Origin of the sequence: Lapidilactobacillus wuchangensis (assembly GCF_003946645.1) — a bacterium.
Taxonomy (GTDB): domain Bacteria; phylum Bacillota; class Bacilli; order Lactobacillales; family Lactobacillaceae; genus Lapidilactobacillus; species Lapidilactobacillus wuchangensis.
Map to the genome: position 1 here is coordinate 31064 of NZ_RHOU01000013.1, position 21256 is coordinate 52319.

The following is a 21256-nucleotide window of genomic DNA, read 5'->3' on the forward strand; positions in this document are numbered from 1 at the left end:
TGTCGGTCAATTTTTAAAAATAAGGACCATGTTGACATCAATTTGACTGCTCAACACGCGTAATTGTGATATGGATATCAATTAATGATGTCATATGATGATGAGATAGTTAATTACAAATGATACAGTAAAAAAAGATACAATTAGTTGATTTATCAGGCTTGATTCTAAAATAATAAAACTTTCAATAACGGTTAGAAAACCTCATATTTTTATAAAATAAAGTTGTTTGCATTAGTTTTGTGATTTATAATGGAAAACATTCACATAAAAGCGATGAATTGGGACATTGCTGCCTGGTTGATTAGTTATTGGGGGATTTAAAATTGCAGCGTTTGAAAATAAATGATAAACGATGGTGTTATTTAGTATTAGTTTTAATGACGGTTTTAAGTCAGATTATTTACACACCAGCATTGTCGGTAGATGCAGCTACCGCAAGTACTGGACAAGAGGTGACAGTTGCGGGACTTTCAGGTCAGGATGCTGTTGATGAGGCGGGGACACCAATCACGGACGCCACTGACTGGACAACCTATGATCAAAAGACGATCAGATATAATTGGTCGATTAATGATGATGTTGCAGTTAAGAGCGGTGATTATGCGACCTTCACTTTACCCGCAGGAACTGTTCTTGAAGATAACATCACTGACAAGGTCATCACTTCAGCTGCCGTTGATGGGACTGGTAGTGTTGCTGTCGGGTATGTTAACGGCGTAAAAGGTGGTACCAGTGGCACAATTACCTTCAATGATTATTTTAAAGAACATCCGATTTCCCGCTCAGGCACTTTGGAATTCTTAGTTTCTGGGACGAAGCAAGGCTTACAGGCTAATGGGCTCTTGCTGAAAAACGGTTGGGGAATTAGTCCTAATAGTCAGGGCTTTAGTACCCAAATGTATTGGCAACTTTCATTGGGCCCTGACCCTGATGAAAAAACACATACGATTATTAGCTCATTAAATAATGTGGTCTTAGTGGATAACATTGAAGCAAACAATCAAACTTTGGACTCCCCAATAACTGTTAAGTACACGACAGGAAGTCATCAAGAAGGGCCAACTCTAGGGAAAGATTACACTTTGACAATGGATACCGCCAATTCCTTCACGCTGAAGTGGATCGGCCCGTTATCTGATAAAGTTGATGTCAACTATACCACCAAAATTAATGATGCAAATTATTTAGCAACTGGCCAGGCTGCTTATTTTAAAAACAACGCCACCTTAACCGGTCAAAAAGATGTTACCGCCGAAAATCCTAACGGCGAGCCGATTGATCCAGAATCTCATCATGATAATACCGAACTTCATTTTACCCGGAAACTTGGTGGTGTTAGCGGTTCGGCAACTGGTGATGATGTTGTGACGGTTCCTTTTAATAAGGTGTGGCATGACGGTGAGAACCAGGACGGCATTCGGCCAAGCGCGATTAGCGTCCAACTTTATAAAAATGGGGTTGCTGTAAACGCGGAACGTCAAACCATTAGGGCTAGTGATGGTTGGCAAGGAACTTTTTCGGATCTGCCAAAAAATGAAAATGGTCAGCCAATCAATTATACGGTTGGTGAAGTGGCCGTTCCGGCTGATTATCAGAGCAGTGTGGTAGGAACAACAATTACGAATACACATATTCCGGCAGTGACTTCAATTAAAGGCCATAAAGTGTGGGACGATCAGGATAATCAAGATGGCATACGGCCAGAGAGTATTACCGTAGATTTATACGCGCACACTGCCAATGATCCGACTGAACGAAATGTAGACAAACGTCAAGTATTAACTTCTGGGGATGGCAGTTATGAATTCGATAACTTACCAGAAAAATCGGCCGGTCAAAAAATTATCTATCAAGTTAAAGAAGCAAGCATACCTGAAGGATATAGCAGTCAGGTTAGCAGCGATAACACGTTGATTACCAACACCCATACGCCCAGTCAGACGTCATTAGTAGTTCGAAAAATCTGGCAGGATGATAACAATCAAGATGGGTTACGCCCAACGAATGTCTTGATTCAGTTGATGGCTGATGGCCGTGCGACGGGGACGTCAATTGAACTCAATCAAGCTAATAAATGGCAAGCCAATTTTGAGCGCCTAGCGAAATATCAGGCAGGTAAAGAAGTAACGTATTCAGTCGTTGAAACAACGCAAACTGCCGGTTATCAGCAGCCAAGTTATACGAAGACTTCAAATGGTTACGACGTTACTAATCGTCACGAATCTGCACAAACAACAGTTAAGGGCCGGAAAATCTGGAACGATCAGAATGATCAAGACGGTTTACGCCTGAAACAGGCCGAGATAACGATAAATCTGTATGCTCACACTGAAAGTGATCCAACGGAGCAATTTGTGGATAGCAAGAAAGTTTCCACATCTGGGGATGGCAGTTATGAATTCAATAATTTGCCAGAAAACTCCGCCGGCGAAAAGTTGATTTATACTGTTAAAGAAACGGATGTGCCCACAGGTTACACAAGCAGTGTTGTTGGCACCACGATTACGAATACCCATGTTCCTGAAGTGACCTCAATCAAGGGTCAAAAGATTTGGCAAGATAATGATGACCAAGATGGCTTACGACCCGCTAAAATTACCGTTAATTTATTAGCAGATGGTAAAGTGATCGATAGTCGAGAGGTGACTAAAGATCATGAACAGTACGAGTTTAGCAACCTACCAGTGAAATCCTCAGGGGAAAATATTGTCTATAAAGTAGCGGAAGCAACTATTCCAGCTGGCTACACAAGTGTCGTCAGTGCGGATAACAGTACAATTACGAATAGTCATACACCTGCAACGACTTCAATTAAAGGTCAGAAGATCTGGCATGATGGGCATGACCAAGATGGCCTGCGCCTAAAGCAAAAAACGATAACAGTAAATCTGTATGCTCATACAGATAGCAATCCAACGGAGCAATTTGTGAATAGCAAGAAAGTTTCCACATCTGGAGATGGCAGTTATGAATTCAATAATTTGCCAGAAAACTCAGCCGGCGAAAAGTTGATTTATACTGTTAAAGAAACGGATGTGCCCACAGGTTACACAAGCAGTGTTGTCGGCACCACGATTACGAATACTCATGTTCCTGAAGTGACCGCAATCAAGGGTCAAAAGATTTGGCAAGATAATCATAACCAAGATGGCTTACGACCCGATAATGTTGTCTTAAACTTAGTTGTTAATGGTGAAACTACAAATAAGTCAGTTACCTTGAATAATGAAAGCAACTGGCAATATCGATTTGGCAATTTGGCTAAATATCAGAATGGCGTTTTAGTTAAATATTCGGTAGTTGAATTGACGGAAACTAACGGGTACGATCCCAAGTATTCAGAAACAGAGACTGGCTGGGATGTGACCAATAGTCATACGCCAGCAACAACTTCAATCACGGGTCAAAAGATTTGGCAAGATAATCATAACCAAGATGGCTTACGACCCGATAAAATTACTGTTAATTTACTGGCGGATGGCAAAGTGATCGATCGTCAAGAAGTGACTAACGATCATGAACAGTACGAGTTTAGCAATTTACCAGTGCTAGCAGCTGGTAAAAAAATTCAGTACACAGTTGCTGAGGCTAGCATTCCGAATGGTTATACCAGTGTCGTGAGTCCTGATGGGACGACAATCACCAACACACATCAGCCACTGACGCGGACAATTACCGGTCAGAAAGTTTGGCAGGATAACAATAATCAGGCGGGAACACGGCCAAAGAGTATTACGATCAATCTGTTAGCTAACGGTCAATTTCTGAAGCGGCTGACAATTACTGCTCAGCAAAATTGGCAGTATTCTTTCACTGACTTACCAGTTAATCAGGCTGGACAAGCGATTGACTATCAAATTACTGAAAATCAAGTGCCTGGCTATCACAGTCAGGTTAATGGCTTTGAGATCGTTAATACGTTGTTACCAACAACGCCGGTTACACCTGAGCAACCGCAAGCGACTACGCCCACAACAAAACCAACAGTCAAGCCTACAGTCAAAACTATTGAACCACAGCGTCATTCTGCAACAAAGTCAGTTAAACAACCGACTAAGGCAATCAAACATTTACCGCAATTAAATGAACAGACTGACTATGTCGGGATGATACTCGGTATTTTATTGATTGTTCTGGGCAGCTGCACCTTATTACGCCGTGTTGAATGGGATTGATCAGTGATAACTGATTCGTTCAATCAGATGTTTCTCGGAAGCATTAGTTTACTATTTTTATAATAGTAACTAGTGCTTTTTTGTTTGCTAATCATGGAAATACTATCAGAATGATTAAGTCAGGCTATATTTTGTAGATAAACTACTATGGTTTTTAAATAGGATTACGTTTCTGTAAGCGCTATACTGTAACTTGGTAAATTGTCAGGATTCTTAAAAGCAATCTGAATAATTAACGAGTGAGGAGTAGTGAAATGATTGATTGGCAAGGTTTAACAACAACACAATTACAGGCGGTTCAGCGAGTCTTAAGTGATCGGCCCTATTTTAATCAAGATATTCTGGTCAAGTGTCACCAACAAGGTCGAGGTATTCAAATTAGTCGGGACCAAGCGGTTGGGACCGTGACATTTGGCAATTTGTCAGACTTGATGCATGGTGTATCAGTTTTTTATGGCTTGGCACAGCACCAAGCTACCTTCTCAATTCAAGAACAACCGCATTTTGAAATGATGGCGGCAATGTTGGACGTGGCACGCAATGGTGTGGCAACAATCCCAATGTTGAAAACTTACTTACGGCGAATTGCTAGTATGGGTTACACCGAATTATGGCTGTATTTGGAAGATCTTTTTGAAGTGCCAGAAGAGCCTTATTTTGGTCGGCAACGGGGTCGCTATTCGCAAGATGAGCTGCATGAAATTGCCTTGTATGGTGATTCTTTAGGCGTTAAGGTCGTGCCAGCTATTCAGACGTTGGCTCATGTCCGCAATGTGCTGAAGTGGGATGCTTTTCATGATATTAAAGATACTGATGATACGCTGTTAGTAAATGATCCGGCGACGCGCAAATTCTTGAAGCATCTTTTACAGGCGGCTAGTGCGCCATTTACGACGAATAAAATTCACGTCGGGATGGATGAAGCTTACCAATTAGGTCGCGGTCTTTATATTGATAAAAATGGTCATTACACTGATCAGCAAGAATTAATTCAAGACCAATTGAAATTAGTGGTCCAGCTTAGTGAGGAGTTGGGCTTGCATCCTTATATGTGGAGCGACATGTGGTTTACGATTGCGTCGCCTAAGCATGAGATGTATGATCCTGAGGTGCATTTCAGCCCTGAATTTAAAGCACAGTTGCCAAAAGTCGGCCAAGTTTATTGGGACTATTACCATCAGGATGAGCAAACTTATTTGGATCGCTTTGCCCAACATTTTGAACTCAGCGATGACGTGGTCTTTGCTGGTGGTATTTGGACTTGGGGCTCATTGATGCCCAACCAAAGCAAGATGTTGGCCACTGTTGATGCTGGCCTAAAAGCGGCTCAGAAATCTGGTGTTAAGCAGGTTGTGGCAACGATGTGGTTTGATGACGGTGCCGAAACACCAATCAGCACTTCTTGGTATGGCTTGCAGGCCTTTGCTAGTTATCAATATCATGATCACGTTAGCCGCAAAGTTATTGACCGTGATTTTGAATTAACCCAAGATGAGTCGGCTGATTTTTATTTACAGTTGGATAAATTCGATAATTTCGTTAAGGGTGCTAATGTGGATTGCGATAATGTCAGCAAGATCGTCCTTTATGAGGACCCATTATTACAGCGCTACGAACAGAATTTAGCCGCCATTGATGTTGAAAAGAATTGGCAGGATTTGGCTGCAGATTTGGGTGATCTCCGGTTACAAGCAGACGATCAACTGATGGTGCAGTATTATCAAAGATTAGCACAGATTTTAATTGTTAAGAACCGGGCCTTACACGCAGTTGCCTTATTGAGAAATAAACAAGCTGGTGTGGCTGACGGCGATCGCGCAATTGGCCAGTTACAATTATTTGTAAAAATGTTGACTGAGTTTAATCAATTATCACGACAATTATGGCACCAACAACGGCGCGGAAATGGTTACGAAATAATTGATATTCGCCTTGGCGGACAATTGTCTCGTTGTGAGACGGCGATTTGGCGCATCCAAGAATGGGAAGCTGGTCGTGATGATTTGGCAGAGTTGCAGGAACCATTATTACCAATGGACAAACATAATGGTGGTCCAGTTGGTCATGGTTTGTACAAAGAAATTGTCAGTGCCTGCGAGATTTCGTTTTAAATCTGAATCTTCCCCACAATGAAGGTAGCTGCTGGTTGATTTAGGTCGCTCCTTAGTTGAAAGCGGCAGGGGCCCAGCGATTTAGAGGGCGTGGAACATGGTGGGCATCGATTTGAGCTTATTGCTAACGCAACAATCTCAAATGCGAGCCTTATTCTAAGCAATAAATTGCTAAGAATAATTTCACCATTGACGCCAATCGCTGGTCCCCTGCTTGGATTAAACTAACAAAAATGATCACCACTATTTGGCCAAACCAGATGGTGGTGATACAAAAATCGATGTGACAATCTCTAATGAGAAGGAGGTTGTCGCATCGTTTTTTGGTTGCTGTTCAACTATTGCTACCGATTGAAATGAGTTGATGAATCCGGCTACCACTGACTCAAGCACTAACAAATGTGAGGTGCACTAATTCAACTCCAGACGGAATGGAGGGCGTGGTTGTCAGCCGCCAAATTTGTCTTGCCGCTTCAGCGGTTAGACAAAGGCTCGTATTTGAAACAATTTGGCCTTTAATTGGTTCAAATCGATGCCGGCCGCGTTCCATAACCAGCAAGCCCGCAATGCAGTCAAAACAAGTTCTGTTTAACATCTTGATGAGGTTTTGCTCTTTGGTTGGCACTTGACTGCAGTATTTCTTAATTGTGATGTAAAGTCCAGAATAGTTTGTTCAATCTGCCGAAATTAGTGCAGCAATTATTGACACTCTTACCACACTAACAATAGCTTAGTCTAATAGATGATCCGCGGAAAGTGGTTACAAACCTTGTCTAGACAAGGTTTTACAAAAAATCGGCAATTTCTTAAATTTATAGATAAATACCTTAAGTTTGTAGATTGTTGCTCTTGACGAAAGCGGTTACTATTAAGAATGTAAAGTAAGAGAGGAGGGAAAATGATGAAACAAGAAGTTGCCGCTTCAGCAAGTGTGGTCATACCTAAACGCAAGAAGAAAAATTTTTTCCAACGTCTATGGGCAAATCGGGTATTCTTTCTAATGGTTGCGCCAGGCACTATCTTTTTAATTATTTTCTTCTATATACCAGTATTGGCAAACGTAGTTGCGTTTCAGAATTTTCAATATACTGATCAGGGGTTCGTTTATAGTGTGTTACATAGTCCTTGGGTTGGTTTTGATAATTTCAAATTCTTCTTCCAATCAGCCGATTTCTGGATTGTGTTACGGAACACCGTTGGGTACAATTTAACGTTCTTATTATTGAATTTCTTCTTCGCCATTTTCTTTGGTGTCGTTATGAGTCAAATGCGGAAGGCACGATTGCTGAAAACATATCAGACCATGATGTTATTCCCTTACTTCCTGTCATGGGCGATTCTTTCTTACTTCGTCTATGCGTTCTTAAGCAGTGATAAGGGGATTATCAATCACATGATTACTGCCATGGGTGGTAGTTCGATTGACTTCTACAATGCGCCTTGGGTTTGGCCATTCATTATTATCTTCTTAGGTGTTTGGAAAGGTATTGGTTACAACAGTATCTTGTACTTTGCCACTGCCATGGGGATTGACCCGTCATACTATGACGCTGCAATGATTGATGGCGCTAGCAAATGGCAACAGATCAAGAATGTTACCTTGCCACATATTCTACCAATTGCAACTTTAATGTTAATTTTGAACATTGGTGGTATTTTCCGAAGCGATTTTGGTTTGTTCTACTTGGTTCCACGTAATTCCGGTTCGCTAATTGACATTACGCAAACGTTCGATACCTATATTTATCGGGCCTTAACGACAACCAATGATATTGGGATGTCAACAGCCGCTGGTTTGATGCAGTCAGTAGTCGGAGCACTTTTGATCTTCATTACTAACTGGATTGTTCGGCGGAAACAACCAGAATCAGCATTATTCTAAGGGGGTCTCACCAATGCGACAAAAGAAACATATTACAGCCGTCGAAATTCGCAAGTTTAGTGCTGGGACTGACCTGTTCTTCAATATCTTTATTGGTATCTTTGCCTTAAGTTGTATCATTCCTTTCTTCTTCATTATCATTCTTTCGTTGACGAAGGAATCAGATATGACAACTTATGGTTATCAGTTCTGGCCAAAGCATTTCGTGCTTACGAGTTATGTTTATTTAGGTAAAATGGGTAAACAAGTTTTACAATCTTTAGGTGTCACAGTCTTTGTAACCATTGTTGGTACGGTGATGAACAGTTTGTTCAGTTCCACTTATGCCTATGCAATTTCTCGGCGTGACTTTGCTTACGCCCGGTTCTTTACAATCTTTGCCTTGATTTCAATGTTGTTTGTTCCCGGCATGGTTCCAACATACTTGGTTGTGACGCAGATGTTAGGGTTACAGAATAATATCTGGGCTTTGATTTTACCAATGAGTTTTGGGGTTTATAACGTCTTGATCATGAGGTCCTTCTTCAAGACGTCGATACCAGAAGCAATTATTGAGTCAGCACGAATTGATGGTGCCAGTGAAATGCGGATCTTCCGCAGCATCGTTGTGCCACTAGCAATTCCTGGGATTGCCACAATTAGTTTATTCACTTCCTTGGGCTATTGGAATGATTGGATGAACGCCTTACTGTATATCAATGTTGATAACTTAGTACCGTTGCAATATTTGCTGGTCAAGATTCAGAACAACATTCAAGTCATGACCTCACAAATGCAAGCCGGTGCATCAGCAGCGATGGTGCAAAATATTCCAACAGAAGGTATGCGGTTCGCCGTGGTTGTTGTAGCAACATTACCGATTGCGCTCACCTATCCATTCTTCCAGAAGTACTTTGTTAAGGGTATGACTATTGGTGGCGTTAAGGGTTAATTTTGGATTTAATTTATTTTAAATTAAAAAATGTTTTTAGGGAGGAATAGTAATGAAAAAATGGATCAGAAATCTGACATTTGTCGGAATGGCGGCCATGAGTATGTTAGCTTTAGCGGCCTGTGGTTCAAAGAGTAATAGTTCTAGCTCAGCAAAAACAACGGTCTCAATGACCATGCCTGGTGATAAGCCAAAGAATTACACGGAAATCATCAACAAGGCCAACAAGGAAATTCATAAGACATACAAAGATATTGATTTGAAGATGAATTTCATTGGCTGGGGCGATTATGAAAAGAAATATAACGTTATGATCACTTCTGGTGAAAGTTACGATATTGCTTTCGCTCAAAGCTACTCAGCAAACGCTGCTAAAGGTGCTTATGCCGATTTAACTGATTTGGTTAAGAAAGATGCTAAAAAGGCATATGACGCTGTTGATCCTGCATACTGGAAAGGTGTTACTGTTAACAACAAGATTTATGGTTTCCCAGTTAACGCTAACGTCTTTGCACAAAACGCTTTAGTTTTCAATAAACAATTCCTAGACAAAAATAATATTGATGTTAACGCTGTAAATTCATACGCTAGCATGGAACCAGCTTTGGAGAAATTCCACAAAGCTAACCCTGGCGTTGCCGGCTTTGCAATTGGCCAAGGTTTCAAAGCTTCACCTAAGTCAATGGACTTCCCTGTAGGTAACGGCTATCCATTTGCAATTGATTCAACTGGTAAGAGCGACAAAATAGTCAACGTTTATGATACTGAAGAAATGCGCGACATCTTGAAGACTTTACACAGCTACTACTTGAAGGGTTATATTCCTAAGGATGCTGCAACTTCAAGCACTCAATATAACTTACAAGACAACACTTGGTTCACTCGTCAAGAAACAGTAGGACCTTACGATTATGGCAATACTGCTCTTGAAAATGCTGCTGGTGGCAAGAAGATGACTGTTCAACCAATCACTGATCCATTCAAGTCTTCAGCTCAAGCACAAGTTGCTGTTTGGTCAATTTCTAAGACTTCTAAGCACAAGAAGGAAGCTGTCCAAGTTCTTAACTTATTGAACACTGACAAGACTTTATTGAACAACATTGTTTGGGGTGTTCAAGGCGATCAATGGAACTTCACTGACAAAGCCAAGGGTAAGATCAAGACTACTAAGAACTACAAACCTAACTACTTTATCGGTGCTTGGATGATGGGTAACAACAACATCCTTTACACTCAAGACTCAGTAACACCAGAAATGATTCAAAAACGTGATGACAGCATCAAAGCTGCTAAACAATCTGCAGCACTTGGCTTCAACCCTGATACTTCATCAGTTAAGACTGAAATGACAAACATCTCTAACGTCATGAGTAAATATCTTGATATTTTGAACACTGGTACTGCTGATCCTGTTCCAACAATCGAAAAGATGGATAAAGAATTAAAGACTGCTGGTTATGACAAAGTTCAGAAAGAATTACAGAAACAATATGATGCTTTCTTAGCTAAGAAATAGTTAATTAGGACGGTAAAAGTGGGACTAAAAATAGTGTCACTGGATACCAAAAAACGGGCAATTCTTTGCAGAATTGTCCGTTTTTACATATTTACCACTTAATCATGATTGGCTGATGTGCATTGACTTGTTTAAGTCGTTAAGTCGCTCCCTAGTGAGGAACGGCAGGGGCCCAGCGATTTGGAGGGCGTGTGACATAAGTCTATGTCTAAAACAGAACAGGTTCTGACTCCATTACGGGCTTGCTGGTTGTGGAACGCGGCCGGCATCGATTTGAACCAATTGAAAAACCGCAATTGTTTCAAATACGAGCCTTTGTCTAACCGCTAAAGCGGCAAGACAAATTTGGCTGCTTCTCGCAAGCTCCTACGCAAATAAAACCCGATTGGCTGACAACCACGCCCTCCATTCCGTCTGGAATTGAAGTAGTCCATTTCACCATTGTTAGTGCTTAAGGCAAATGCCGTGGGATAGCTTAACCAAGTTAGATGGCGATTAGTTCTCACTAATTCAGTGATACTGCATTAAAACATTTCATTAGCAGGAGCTTTAGTTTTGAAATCTCAGGATGTTCCATTAGTCGTGTGATCATTGTAATCTTACAAATACTGCCTTGAAATGTTAACAAAGATTAAGCTCACTAACTAAAATCCAGACGGAATGGAGGGATCTTGGCGTCAGCCGCCAAATTATTGTTAGTGCTTTAGCGCTTACAATAAGGCTTGTATTTGAGCTTGTTGCGGAGCAATAAGGTTAAATCAATGCCGGCAGCGTTCCACGCCAAGCAGCCCGCAATGGAGTCAGAACCAATTCCGTTTATCAATCCTTTTTGCACTTATAACGCGATAAGCAGCGTGAGATTGGTAATTTAGCTGGTATCAAGTTAAAATAATGTAGACTAGTCAGGCAAGCATTCCTATAGTTGAGGAAGCAATGCCAGTGATTTGGTGGCTGTGGGTCTGTTGTTCAGTAAGGCCTGAATATATATAGCAAATAATGCACCAATAATTAAGGAGTGAGTAGCATGATTGGACGCGCCACACAAAGCGTTTTTACAAAAGTATATGTTGTCTTTCTAATGACAATTTTTTTCTGGGTTTATACCTTGGCGGGCTTAGTTGTGTTAGGAATCGGGCCAGCTTTACGGGCGGTAACGGAAATGTTTATGGATAATCAATGGCAGTATCGCGAATATCATTTCAAGGCTGGTTGGCGTCAATTCAAAACTGATTTTTGGCGGGTTAATCTCCATGCGTGGACTTTCTTAGGAATTATTGCGATTCTGGTTTATAACTTGTATTTGAGTACGCAGTTGAAGTTCTCTTGGATTTTGATCATTCAATTCCTAATTATTTTCGCGATTGCTTTGACGTTCAGCATGGGCATCTTCACGTTGCTGTTGCGTTCACGTTATGATGTCAGTTTTAAAAACGCGGTGAAATTAGCGGCAGCGCAATTCTTTGATAACTTCCCCCATTTACTTTTGTTCTTGGTGGCAACCATTGCCGTGATTGCAGCAGCAGCGAAGTGGCCGGGCCTGATTTTATTCTTGGCGCCAGGAACTTATATTGTGGTAGCTGATTGGTTCTCACGCAAATGGTACACTAAAATCGATCAACTTCTTTAGGGGTAAAGGAGTAGTGGGCGAATGAAATCTAGTTTTTTGTGGTTGATTCGGGTTTATACAGCAATTCTAACAGTGACTGTCGTCTTCGCGACGACAGTCTTTGTGTGGTCTAGTATTCATAGTTATAATGCGCAAGTTAGTCAGGCAGAGACCACTGTTGTGAGCCAACTGTCGAACACGGCCACGCGAAATTTACAATTGACCAAGCAATTTGCCTCGCAATTGGTCAGTGATCCTAATTCGACGACGAATATTGACCATTATTTTTCGATGTCGTTAATGGATTATAGTGATTACACAACTGATCAAAGTATTGAGTCCGGTAAATATTTCTTCTGGCCTAGTGAAAGTCGGATTTTTATGATTCAACATCCAGAAGTTAAGCAATTGACTTTGTGGATGGCTAATCAGAAGAAGGTTTTCGTTGCCACTCAGGAAAAGTCGGGCGGTGAGTTGGTCTCTGCTAAGAGTCCACTGGTCCAAGATGATTTGGCGGTTAAGTGGCCGTTACTGAATCAATACTCGCTGCACACTGATGGCGTGATCGGCTTGACCTTTAAACGAAGTGAATTAAATAGGCAGTTAAGTCAACTGGCTACCTTGCGACCCATGCAAATTATGATGCGGACTGATTCCAATGCGCCGGCATTTTATTTTGCTGGTAGTGATGTGACCAAGGCGGAACAAAAGCGGACGCAAAAAGCGGCTGATAATGAACAATTGTCAACACTGTCTGGTTATCAGGTGACCCGCAAAGAAATTTCCGACTATTCAATTATTATGGTTACCAATCGTCGTCGGGCGCAGCATTTGATTTTCCAACAAATTTTACCGTCCATGATTCTGGGTCTGGTGTTATTGTTAGGCTTAAGTGGTGGCTTGCATTTGGTTTTCCGCCGCTATCAAACGCAATTGGGTATGATTGTTGATACTGTGAATACGTTCAGTCAAGGTGATCTGGATGAGCGAATTCCGCTAGTGACTGAAAACAATGACCTCCAGGTGTTGACCAAGGGCATTAATGACATGCTTGAGGAGATTCACAACCATGTTTACACCATTTATCAACTACAAATTGCTAACCAAACCGCAAATATTCGCGCCCTCCAAGCGCAAATTAATCCTCATTTCCTCTCAAATACGCTAGAATATATTCGAATGGCTGCTTTGGATGCGAATCAACCAGAGTTAGCTAATGTTGTTTATAATTTTGCGGCACTTTTGCGCAACAATACGGACTTTTCGCCACGAAGTACTTTGAAAGAGGAATTGTCATTTGTTGAGAAGTATGTTTTCTTGTATCAAGTGCGTTTTCCTGATCGCTTGGCTTATCAAATTAAAATTGCACCAGAAGTCTATGAAGTCAGTCTGCCGAAGTTTACCTTGCAGCCTTTAGTCGAGAACTATTTTGTGCATGGGGTGGATTTCTCTCGGGTTGATAATGCGTTGAGTATTAAAGCTTGGCGTGAAGCAGACCAAATTCATATTTTGGTGAAAAATAATGGTTATCCGCTGACGGCCGAACAAGTTGCCAAGGTCAACCAAGAGATGCAAGATCCGAATAATGCCGAGAAACGAACTTCGATCGGTCTCCAAAATGTTTATTTACGAATGAAAGACTATTTCGGGGACTCATTCAAAATGGCCATTAGCAGTGATGGCGTGTCTGGCGTTCAGCTAGTATTGCAGTTTGACGGTAGCGGGGGGACGAACAAAGATGTTACAGGTAATGATCGTTGATGATGAATACATGTTATTGCGAGGATATCGCAAAATTATTGATTGGGGCCACTATGGACTAGAATTAGCTGTTACTGAGCAAAATCCGACGAAGGCGCTGGAGATCCTGCGCCAACAGTCAATCGATATTTTAATATCTGACATGAATATGCCGGAAATGGACGGTCCTAGTTTTGTTGCGGCGGCGAAAAACATTCGGCCTAATATGGAATTGATTGTAATTTCTGGCTATGATAATTTCGATTATGTTAAGGCTGGTTTGCAGCAGCATGCGGTTAATTATTTGCGGAAGCCAGTCGACACTGATGAATTAATTGAGAATTTGCAGCACGCGATTGACCATATTGCCCAGCAGAAGCAGCAAAACAAGAATGATTTGTTGGCACGGCAGGCTAAGACTCGGGCCGTGGTCAATGAAACTGATGACACAGATCGGGCAGAACTAATGACTGATCTTGGCGTCAGCTTTTTGGAGAAAAATCAGATGGTTCGTCTGATTGGGGTGTTAAACCCGTTGCCACCTTCAGAATTGAGTAACTATTTGGCAGCGTTACAAAGTGTGCGTGGCTTCTTTCTTGATGGCAAGGATTACATTATTCTATTTCAAGGCAGCAATGTGGCTTTGAATTATTTCGTGAATCACGCGCCCCATCACGTTAACGACAAGCATCGGCCGATGTTAATTGGGGCACCAATTCCCACGCCAGCACATCTTTCGACTGAGTATGCCAAGCTTAAAACCGAAATTGCGCGACAGTACTTTTTCGAAAGTGCATCTGGTTTGCGCGTCATGGTCACGGCGGATAAAACGGAAGCGGCGCCAGCTTTGCCCGGCTATTCTGATATTAAAACGGCCATCGCTGGTTTAGATGAGGCCGACTTTAAAACTTGGTTTCTAGGCCAAATTCAAATTCTACAACAGGCGAATGCGACTGATTTATTGGTGCGGCAGTTAGCGCTGATCGTCTTACTAGTTTTAAATGAACGGCGCTCCATTACTGACGTGAAATCTCAAGCGATTACGGACATTAATCAAGCGACGGTGGTTTCTCAAATCGTGCAGGTCATCATGACCGTTTTCCGGCAGACCATCAGTGATCAACGGCATTTCTCAGCGAACGTCATGGAAACTTGTCGTATCGTCGAGAAAAAGTATCGTGAAGCTTTGTCATTGAGCATTGTTGCCGACGAATTGCACTTGAATGCCGTTTATTTGGGGCAACTATTTAAACAAGACACTGGGCGCAGTTTCTCTCAGTATTTGAATGATTATCGCATCAATGTGGCGGTGGATATGTTGCGCAATCCTAGCCTTGATGTGAACTATATCGCCACTGAAGTCGGTTATCAGAATCAGAGTTACTTCTACCGAATTTTCAAGCAACAAACTGGGATGACCCCCTTGGAATATCGTGAAGGTGTTGGCCTGGCAGTTGAGGGCTGATAATAAAAAAGTAACTAGCGGGATTGACGTTGCTAAGTCAATGGTTATCGTCTTCAGTTAATGGTGTTATGAATTATGATTTAAAAAATTGAATTGTTATAAATTAGTAGCTTGATTGACCAATTTTCTGGGTGAAACCAGTGATTGACAATCAGGCTTTTTATATTGTGGTTATATTCTGATGCGTTGGTGCATGAGATTGGCCGGATCAAGTACTGTCCATAGTGCTCAAAAGTCTCTTTATCGTTGTAATTGCCGTAGCACAATAGTCGTCAACTTGTTGGCTGTCAAATTTAGGATAGAATGTATACGCTACTAGTGAAGCCTAGAACAATGTGCCAAAAAAACGTTAGATTGATTATAAAAAGTAATATAATAAATGAATTTTATAATCGTCAAAATTGAATTTATGATAAGCAGGTAACAATGCTTGAAAACGCATTATTGATATGATATGGTACTTATTGATAAATAACAAAAGCGTTCAAATGGGGAACGGAAGTTAATTTGTGCATAATTAATTTGGGGAAATTAATTATTTTACAGATCGTTTTTTTGTACACAAAATTTTACTATTTGTTTTTTGTGTGTACAAAAAATCGTTTAAACAGGCAGTCTTGACTAGTTTCAAAAAAAGTTGAGTAGCCAGTTATCACAAATTAATCCAATCAACCCAGTGCTGAATTGCTAGACTAGGTTGGTTGGATTTTTTCTGTTCACAAGATTTGAAGGGGGGATGGTTATGCGTCATAAAAAGCTACTAAGAAAAATCATTAATAGTTTATTGGCGCTAACCATTCTGCTTAGCTGTATCAGTGGTTTACAGCTGAATTTTGTTAATGCTGTAGCAGATGACGGGTTCCCGGTTGCCCCTCCTGCTGGTTCTGAAGGTTTAACTATGAAAGATTATTTTGAGCTAAGTAAAGCTAGTGTTCCCAATGCGCCGGTAACTTCTAGGTTTAGTACTGCTTATCCACAGGCAGTAGTAATTACCAAAGGTCCACCTAAAAAGGATCCATGGCAGTTGGGAGGAATTTGGTCGAAGCAAAAAATCGACTTGAATGCCGGATTTACCTACAAAACGGCTCATTTTTTTGGAAATAAAAATCTACCTAATGGTGGATCAACTTATAACGATAGTGATGCTGATGGCATGACCTTTACCTTACAAAATGATCCACTTGGGTCGAGTGCCTTTGGATCTCCTGCTGGTGGTTTAGGTGCATATCCATGGTCAACCAACGGACAAGGGAAGATGATTAAGAATTATATCCGTAACGCACTTTCGATTGAAATGGATAGCTATTTCAATAATAGCGGTGTTGCAGATGATCAATTCGATATAAATATGCCATACAACCCTAACGGCCACATTGCGGTTGTTCGTCCAGGAGATACACCTTTAAAAAGTACTAAATCGGCTGAAGTCGGACATTTGCAATTTAATATTTTACCAGAATTACTATCAAATTCGGCCGTTTCGGGAGGGAAAGAAGGCTATTGGAAGAATTTCACGGTTAGCTGGACTCCAGAAGTACGCTACACCAATGGTAAACGAATTCTTGGTGGTGAGTTGTTCTATTCACTAGAAGGTAATCCTAATCATACAATTACGGCTAATACTTTTAAGATTGATAATGTCCTTGATTATTTTAGTTCAGATCATGTTTTGTATGGGTACACTGGTGCTACTGGACCATCAATGACCTTCCAAGCGGCCGCAATCATGAAATTACCACAAAATGCCAAGCCAGTAGAACTACACTTTCAAGATAGTAACGGTGTGGCGCTGCAAGACCCAGTAATACTGAATGGTGAAATTGACGAGGCTTGGAATGGTGCTGATTATCGCCCCGAATGGATCAAAAAAGATGGTGTTTGGTATCAATATAATCAGATTTATACGGCCAATACACCTGATCAAAAAGATCAAGGCACGTTTTCAGCAACGAACGGCTACGTTGTCACTTATCAATATATTAAACGAGATCCGCCAGAAAAGTATGCGTTGATCAAACAAGTTCGTAATCTGACAACCAATACTGATTATGACAGTGAAACAAAAGGTAAGGCTGGTGATACAGTCTCGTATCAGCTTGACTATACTAACTTAACCGGTATTTCTTCAGGAATCATTCACGATGATTTGGATTCAGATTTAACTTATCAACGCGGTTCTTTGGAAATAGCCAATGATGATACTGGTTGGAAATATGAAACGGTTGACGATGCCGATTTTATTAATGGCAATCAGATTCGTTTCCCCTACGATATTAGCAGTGGTCAGCGTTTTAGTGTCAGACTTCAAGCTAAAGTTGTGACCTCACCAAGTAGTCAAGAGTCAATTCCTAATCAAGCAACGGTTAGCGATAATGGCAGTAATAAAACTGTGACATCTAATCAGGTCTTGATTAATTTGCCGACAACTAATTTGCTAACAATCAAGAAGATTGATGCTAAAGATGAGCAAAAAACGTTAGCTGGTGCGAAATTCGAAATTACTGATAATGCATCTGGTTCTGTCACGCAAGAATTATCAGTGACTGGTGCTGATGGTTTAACGACTTTTGAACCTAGTGATGCTGGTGAACGGGTTTTGAATTTACAAGAAATTCAGGCACCTAATGGCTACAGTTTGAATGATAGCAAGTATCAAATTCGCTGGAATCAAGCTGCCGGAATTTTAGGGATTCGTCAGGAGGACCAGTCGAGTTGGGAAGATACAACCACGGACGGTCTGTTGAAAGTAGTCGCTGGTCAATTAGTATTTGCTAACCAGAAACCAGGAAAAATAACCGTTCGTGATTATGATCGAGCAACAGGTCAAATATTGACAACAGCAACTTATGAAGGTCCCTTAGGAAAACGCTTATCGGAGCTTAACCCCGGATCAAATTTACCAGGTAGTTACCCGGAACGATATATTTGGGGGGTAACGATGGATGAGTCTCTTCCGCCAGTTGAAACGTTAGATACTTATGATCCACAAACGCCACCTGATCCGATTTTTACTGATCAGCCACAAACTATGACCTATGTTTTTGATCAGAAGATGTTTGAGTTGAACCCTGATGAAACAATTGAGTTTGGGGAATTTTCTACTAATCAACTTGACCGAAATTATTTAATCGGTGAGATGAGTAATTTGACTAAGCAAACATTACCATTTGGTTTGAACGTCACTGATCGTATTGGTCTTGATTCTTGGCAGCTAAGCGTGCGTGAAGAAAAGCAATTTGAAAATGAGCTTGATGGTAGCAAATTAGCTGATGCTGAATTGTGGTTTAAGAATATGAGTATTCACAGCCAAAATTCTCGTAGTATAACAAGCCTTGCTGACTACCAGTTTGAACTTAAAGATGATTTTAGTTTGGTTGCTGGTGCAGAAGATTTATCGATTTTAACAGCGACGGCAATTTCGGACAGTGAGCCAGTCACAAAGGCTAATTCGTTGCTTACTCGTAATTGGCGAATTGATTTTGGTGACCAAAGTAACGGTGGTATTAGTGTCGGACTGAAAGTACCAAGAAAAACTGTTCGGCTGAAAGGCCGTTACCAAACCAAATTAACCTGGACCGCATCAATGTTGCCATAATTAATGAAGGGTCGGAAAGTCATGAAACAATGGAATAAATTCAAAATAATGATTTTGCTACTCTTAGGATTAGCAATTGGCTTCGCACCGCGATTTGCCGTTGCTGCAGCTGATAATGAGGATCAGAATGATTATGAAGTGCAGCCGATTTTGCCAGATAATCAAGTAAACATGTCAGCTAATTTCTTTGATTTGGAAATGCAGCCCGAGCAAGAACAGACGATTCAGTTACGAATTCAGAATTTTACGAGTAAGACGATTAAAGTTGAAAGTGATATTCGCAATGCCTACACGCAAAACGGTGGTGGGATTGATTTTGCACCAACAGGTACTAAATTAGACAATACCTTAAAAGTACCATTAACTGATTTAGCAACCTTAACTGAACAAGATAAAGTTATTAATCTTGGGCCTAAAGAGGCCAAAGTAGTGACAACCACCATTAAAATGCCTAAACAACTTCATCAAGGGATGATTTACGGTGATTGGCATTTCATTCAACGAGTTAAGAAGGATGCTAAGCAAGCAACTGCGGTTAAGGCTAATTATGCGTATTCGATTGGGATTGCTTTAAGAGGTCGCCAATACGACGAAACAACTGCCAGCATGCGCTATGTTAAAACTGCACCATTTCTGTACAACAAGCATCCGGCCATGGGGATCGAATTACAAAATCCTGCACCAATGGCTTTTCGCAAAGCTAGTGTATCTGCGGAGATTATTCGTCAAGGCGAGCGAGATTCGGGTCGAACTTTTCAAGCCAATAATTTCATGGTAGCACCTAATTCAACACTGAAATTACCGATTTCTTGGAATTATGATGCGATGAAACCAGGAGTTTACAAGATTAAAGTGAAGTTTACCGGTCAGAATTATGCCAATCGTTTCCCAATGACTTGGACATTTACGAAACAGTTTAAAGTAGCTGAGAAAGAAGCCAGTGATCTGAACCAGAAGGCTGCCAAGAAACCTAAGAATAAGTGGGTTGTACCAATGATTGGAGTGGGATTATTATGGACGATTGCTCTGGGCGGCTTGATTTGGTTATTAGCAGTTCGACCACATTAAAGAAATTTCGGTTGTTCATCATTGCCGTGCTAGGATTATTGCTGGTTTGTTTTGCACATTCTGGCACAGCGGTAGCTGCAACGACCAATTTTATGATTCGGCCTGAACTGCCGAGTGACAATTTGGTACAACCTGGTCAAGGTTATTTCTCAGTTAAATTAGCGCCCAAGCAGTCACGCGATTTGGTGGTTAAGGTTTATAACCCTAGTGCTGAAGAACTAACTTTAACAGTTCGTTTGTTGAATGCGATGACGACCGATCAAGGACAGATTGCCTACGTAAATGCTGGTCAGATCAATCAACAAGATTTAAAGGTACCAGGTTCACAATTAGTCGAGTATCCACGGACGTTAGTATTAGCACCGCATCAGACTCGCGATTTAAGACTGAAAGTGGCTGCTCAAGATCAATTGTTTCGGGGAACAAAGGCAATGGCCTTGAGGATAACCAGTCAAGGTGATTCGCAAGCGGCCGTCAATAATCAGATTGAATATTTGTTAGGTGTTTTGTTGACGGGACGACAAGTTAAGCAATTACAGCAAATTCAAATAAAACAATCAACGCAACAAGTCCGTTTAAGACAGCCACGTCTTCAACTAGTCTTACGTAATCCAGATCCAGTATTGCTAAAGTCAGTGCAAACTGAACTTACACTACAACATCAGCAATTGCGTTTTTTGACATTTAAACAAACAAAAGAAAAGTTAAAAATCGCGCCCAATAGTCGCTTTAAATTAGCATTTGATTTTCCTGGTCAAAAATTAACGCCTGGTATATACCGCATGAAATTTGTCATTAAGAATAGTCGCTATCGTCAACAGACGCAGCGTTATTTAAAGATTGATCGTCATGGTAAGGTTCAAATGCTGACGTCCAGTGAATACCAGCACCTTCAACAACAATGGCATTGGCTTTTAGCAATCATGACACTAATAATTGTTGGGTTCATTAATCTATTCATTTATCGAAAAACACGAAAAAGAAAACAGAAGGGAAGTCTTACGAATGAAACGTTTGATTAATCGCTTTGGCTATCCACGGATGAAGTGGATCATGATTATTACCACGATTATTTTAACGGTCGCATTTGGATTAACAATTTTTATGACTGTTAAAACATTCCAGAATTTAAATTCTTGGGTCACATTTACCATGAATTAATTC

13 protein-coding genes are annotated in these 21256 nt (G+C 40.9%); all 13 read left to right on the plus strand.

What is annotated here, in order from left to right:
- Window positions 1-326 precede the first annotated feature (326 nt).
- The 13 genes from EKM82_RS09600 (at window position 327) to EKM82_RS11615 (ending at window position 21253) form a co-directional block, all read left to right on the plus strand.
- Window positions 327-4178 carry a Cna B-type domain-containing protein gene (locus EKM82_RS09600; protein WP_125768587.1) on the plus strand — a complete coding sequence of 1284 codons (3852 nt, stop codon included), beginning with the start codon at window positions 327-329 and terminating at the stop codon, window positions 4176-4178.
- Between the two features lie 254 nt (window positions 4179-4432).
- Complete coding sequence (locus EKM82_RS09605; RefSeq protein WP_125768590.1) at window positions 4433-6289, plus strand: beta-N-acetylhexosaminidase; 1857 nt, start codon at window positions 4433-4435, stop codon at window positions 6287-6289.
- A gap of 431 nt (window positions 6290-6720) precedes the next feature.
- Window positions 6721-6918 (plus strand): hypothetical protein, encoded by a 198-nt coding sequence (locus tag EKM82_RS11610; RefSeq protein WP_164508222.1) that lies wholly within the window; start codon window positions 6721-6723, stop codon window positions 6916-6918.
- A 308-nt stretch (window positions 6919-7226) separates the two neighbouring features.
- The gene (locus EKM82_RS09610) at window positions 7227-8171 is read left to right on the plus strand and encodes an ABC transporter permease (protein ID WP_191988116.1); all 945 of its coding nucleotides are present in this window, start codon (window positions 7227-7229) and stop codon (window positions 8169-8171) included.
- Between the two features lie 13 nt (window positions 8172-8184).
- On the plus strand, window positions 8185-9102 hold the full coding sequence (locus EKM82_RS09615; RefSeq protein WP_125768596.1) for a carbohydrate ABC transporter permease: 918 nt from the start codon (window positions 8185-8187) through the stop codon (window positions 9100-9102).
- Window positions 9103-9154: 52 nt separating this feature from the next.
- Window positions 9155-10618: an ABC transporter substrate-binding protein gene (locus EKM82_RS09620; RefSeq protein WP_125768599.1), complete on the plus strand. Its 1464-nt coding sequence runs from the start codon at window positions 9155-9157 to the stop codon at window positions 10616-10618.
- 1078 nt (window positions 10619-11696) lie between these two features.
- Window positions 11697-12245, plus strand: a complete 549-nt coding sequence (locus tag EKM82_RS09625) for a DUF624 domain-containing protein (protein ID WP_225419715.1) — start codon at window positions 11697-11699, stop codon at window positions 12243-12245.
- Window positions 12246-12266: 21 nt separating this feature from the next.
- On the plus strand, window positions 12267-13985 hold the full coding sequence (locus EKM82_RS09630; RefSeq protein WP_125768605.1) for a sensor histidine kinase: 1719 nt from the start codon (window positions 12267-12269) through the stop codon (window positions 13983-13985).
- On the plus strand, window positions 13963-15429 hold the full coding sequence (locus tag EKM82_RS09635; protein WP_125768607.1) for a helix-turn-helix domain-containing protein: 1467 nt from the start codon (window positions 13963-13965) through the stop codon (window positions 15427-15429). Before EKM82_RS09630 ends, EKM82_RS09635 begins: the two co-directional genes overlap by 23 nt.
- Before the next feature lie 742 nt (window positions 15430-16171).
- A complete protein-coding gene (locus EKM82_RS09640; RefSeq protein ID WP_164508223.1) occupies window positions 16172-19024 on the plus strand; it encodes a lectin-like domain-containing protein in 2853 nt (950 codons plus the stop codon).
- Between the two features lie 3 nt (window positions 19025-19027).
- Window positions 19028-20092, plus strand: a complete 1065-nt coding sequence (locus EKM82_RS09645; RefSeq protein ID WP_225419716.1) for a DUF916 and DUF3324 domain-containing protein — start codon at window positions 19028-19030, stop codon at window positions 20090-20092.
- On the plus strand, window positions 20038-21114 hold the full coding sequence (locus EKM82_RS09650) for a DUF916 domain-containing protein (protein WP_125768613.1): 1077 nt from the start codon (window positions 20038-20040) through the stop codon (window positions 21112-21114). The genes EKM82_RS09645 and EKM82_RS09650 overlap by 55 nt, the downstream gene beginning before the upstream one ends.
- Window positions 21098-21253 (plus strand): hypothetical protein, encoded by a 156-nt coding sequence (locus EKM82_RS11615; RefSeq protein ID WP_164508224.1) that lies wholly within the window; start codon window positions 21098-21100, stop codon window positions 21251-21253. The genes EKM82_RS09650 and EKM82_RS11615 overlap by 17 nt, the downstream gene beginning before the upstream one ends.
- Window positions 21254-21256: the final 3 nt, after the last annotated feature.

Excerpts from the sequence above, each read along its gene's own strand:
- EKM82_RS09605 (WP_125768590.1), top strand. The coding sequence starts at position 4,433 with ATGATTGATTGGCAAGGTTTAACAACAACACAATTACAGGCGGTTCAG.
- EKM82_RS09645 (WP_225419716.1), top strand. The coding sequence starts at position 19,028 with ATGAAGGGTCGGAAAGTCATGAAACAATGGAATAAATTCAAAATAATG.
- EKM82_RS09650 (WP_125768613.1), top strand. The coding sequence starts at position 20,038 with ATGGACGATTGCTCTGGGCGGCTTGATTTGGTTATTAGCAGTTCGACC.
- EKM82_RS09630 (WP_125768605.1), top strand. The coding sequence starts at position 12,267 with ATGAAATCTAGTTTTTTGTGGTTGATTCGGGTTTATACAGCAATTCTA.
- EKM82_RS09615 (WP_125768596.1), top strand. The coding sequence starts at position 8,185 with ATGCGACAAAAGAAACATATTACAGCCGTCGAAATTCGCAAGTTTAGT.
- EKM82_RS09640 (WP_164508223.1), top strand. The coding sequence starts at position 16,172 with ATGCGTCATAAAAAGCTACTAAGAAAAATCATTAATAGTTTATTGGCG.
- EKM82_RS09620 (WP_125768599.1), top strand. The coding sequence starts at position 9,155 with ATGAAAAAATGGATCAGAAATCTGACATTTGTCGGAATGGCGGCCATG.
- EKM82_RS11615 (WP_164508224.1), top strand. The coding sequence starts at position 21,098 with ATGAAACGTTTGATTAATCGCTTTGGCTATCCACGGATGAAGTGGATC.
- EKM82_RS11610 (WP_164508222.1), top strand. The coding sequence starts at position 6,721 with ATGGAGGGCGTGGTTGTCAGCCGCCAAATTTGTCTTGCCGCTTCAGCG.
- EKM82_RS09635 (WP_125768607.1), top strand. The coding sequence starts at position 13,963 with ATGTTACAGGTAATGATCGTTGATGATGAATACATGTTATTGCGAGGA.
- EKM82_RS09625 (WP_225419715.1), top strand. The coding sequence starts at position 11,697 with ATGACAATTTTTTTCTGGGTTTATACCTTGGCGGGCTTAGTTGTGTTA.